At 62.7% G+C, this 2,533-nt stretch carries 2 protein-coding genes and 2 pseudogenes; all 4 read left to right on the top strand.

Annotation, left to right across the window (positions count from 1 at the left end):
* On the top strand, nt 1-373 hold a 373-nt coding region (locus tag IRZ18_09675; GenBank protein MBX5477373.1), incomplete at its 5' end, for an HAD-IC family P-type ATPase.
* A 30-nt stretch (nt 374-403) separates the two neighbouring features.
* A complete protein-coding gene (locus tag IRZ18_09670) occupies nt 404-712 on the top strand; it encodes a hypothetical protein (protein MBX5477372.1) in 309 nt (102 codons plus the stop codon).
* Nucleotides 709-807, top strand: a pseudogene (locus IRZ18_09665) (resolvase). The gene IRZ18_09670 and the pseudogene IRZ18_09665 overlap by 4 nt, the downstream one beginning before the upstream one ends.
* Nucleotides 808-965: 158 nt before the next feature.
* Nucleotides 966-1,467, top strand: a pseudogene (locus IRZ18_09660) (ATP-binding protein).
* Nucleotides 1,468-2,533: the final 1,066 nt, after the last annotated feature.

Below are 2,533 nucleotides of genomic sequence, written 5' to 3'. Positions count from 1 at the left end.
TCGCGAAACCGAGATGGGTCGCATCGCCGGCATGATCGAAGGCGCCGCCGCACCCGAGACGCCGCTTCAGAGAAGGCTCGCACAGCTCGGCGCGATCCTTGTCGGCGCCTGCCTTCTCGTTTCGGCGGCCGTGTTCGGCGCCGGCGTGTGGCAGGGCCGCGATCCGTACCTCATGTTCTTCACCGGTGTCGGCCTGGCCGTGGCCGCGATCCCGGAGGGGCTCCCCGCGATCGTGACGATCGCCCTCGCGCTCGGCGTCCAGCGGATGATCCGGGCTCACGCCATCGTGCGCCGGCTGCCCGCCGTCGAGACGCTCGGCTGCGCGACGGTCATCTGTTGCGACAAGACGGATCACATCGTTTCTCACCATTGACCTTGAGGGGACGCTACCCGGCGGAAGCCGTTGCCGCGGTTCGAAGCAATACGGCGGCTCCATCACCACGGGCTCACTCTCAAAGAGATCGCGGACCAGAACGGTCTCCACTGGAGTACCGTCCGTCGCATGTTCCTCGAGCATCGCCTCCCTTGGGTGAGCCGCCGGGACTTCGAGCGGAAAGCGCGTGAGAGCTTGGCCGCCGATGTCCGACGGCCCCGGGTCCATGGGCACACTGCCACATGCATTGCGGCGACTCTCGCGGCAAGCCGCAAGCGTGTCCGCCGCATCTTGGAAGAGAGTGCTGACTTCCACGATCAACGGGAGCTGACCTCATGAGTCGCCGGAAGACCCGTGTGGCTCTGTATGCCCGAGTCAGCACCACTGACCGAGATCAGGACCCAGAAACGCAGCTTGTCCGCTTGCGTGATTACCTGCGTGCGCATCCCGAGATGATGGAAGCTGGAGTCTACGTTGATCACGCATAAGCGGCGCGAGACCTGGCTGGTAGCCTTGGAATTTACAGGGTCTTGCTCCGCTGTGCTCACATAGCTAACGGGGTATCGCCGCCAATTACCCATTCGCTATTGTGATGGTGACCCATCTGGCCGTGGCCCTAGGCCTTGAGGCCACCGACAAGGGGTTCGGCGTCTACTTCGTGACCGCCCACGCCCTCGTCGAGGACCTGCGGCGGGCCTGCGCCGAGAACCGCCTCGGCCGGCGCATGCGGGTCCACCTCGCCCCCCAAGGTCCTCATCATCGACGAGATGGGCTACCTGCCCTTCGACAACGTGGCCGCCACGATGTTCTTCCACCTCGTGTCGGCCCCATACGAGCGCGGCAGCATTGTGCCAACCTCCAACAAGTCCTTCGGAGAGTGGGGTGAGATCTTCGATGACACCGTCATCGCCACGGCCATTCTCGACCGGCTGCTACACCACTCCACCGTCGTGAACATCCGCGGGGAGAGCTACCGGCTGCGGGAGAAAAAGCGTGCAGGTGTTCTGGCCGCGCCCTGTTCGAGAGCCCTTCACGCCGCCCGGGTGGGGGATGTTTCAACCGGCCAAAGTGGCGGACAATTCGACAGGACTTGACACGGGATCGCGCGGGAGGTGCTCGCGGCCGTTGGGGGGCTACAGGCCGACTGGGATGCCGGAGTGCGCCGCGGGTGGGGGTCGCGGTGGCACGGATGCGAGTGGCCAGGAAGATCAGCCACAGCACGGCGACGCGCAGCCATGCACCCGCCACTCGTACCGCCTGGTTGGCGGGTTTCCCTTCGCGGCGTAGGGTGTTCCCGCGAGGGCAAAAGGGCTCTCCGTCTCGCGCGGCGGCCTCTTTGCGGAGTTCCGTAACATGGCCGCCCGTCCCACAGTCTCTCAACTCTCAAGTAAGAAGGTTAAGAAGGATTTCCAGTTCAAACCGCGAATGCTTCTCCCTCAGAGGCGGGCCGCGGACAACCGTATTGGAGGTGTACCGCCATGAATCATACGCAAGAGGTTGAGGATGTCATCATCCTCCAGACACTGCCGGAGGACGGTGGAAGCTACGCTGACGCACCGGGTGATCCGGTTGAGCTCTGCCTCGCGACCTGCGGAATAACCTGCGCCGTCACCTGTAGCGTCACTATAGTCCCCTAAGGCGACCCGGCCCGCCTCTCCCTCTGCAAGGGAAGGGTAACCTATGAAGAGTCACGCCCATCAATTCAGTGAAATATCGGACGTAATTCCGCGAGGAAACGATCGCGGCGAACTACAGGCCATTATCCGTAGGCTCCTTGACGGGGCGCAGTCGAGCTGGAGCATCAGCGTATCCCACCCTTGGACCTACGTGATGTGTCGGCACACTCCCACGCCGTCGCAGGGCTGGAAGATACACGTATCAGCGACGCCCACTTCAGCACCGAGAGTCCTGGAGACGGTGGCTCCTGTATTGCTTGAGGCCGGCTGCTCGTTTAAATTTGCAAGCACGCTCTCAGCCGTATCAGCCCTGAATGGGGCATCAATGTCAAGACTGGCATCGGGCAAGTTCATTACTGCATATCCGCCAGACGGTGAGCGCTGCCGGGTACTCCTGGACCGGTTACATCGAGCCACCCTTGGGTTGCATGGCCCGCGCATACTTACCGACCGACCTTATGCCAAAGGAAGTATTGTACATTAT

The sequence above is a fragment of the Clostridia bacterium genome (assembly GCA_019683875.1).
GTDB lineage: Bacteria > Bacillota > Sulfobacillia > RBS10-35 > Bu92 > Bu92.
This window is presented reverse-complemented; position numbering and strand designations above follow the sequence as displayed.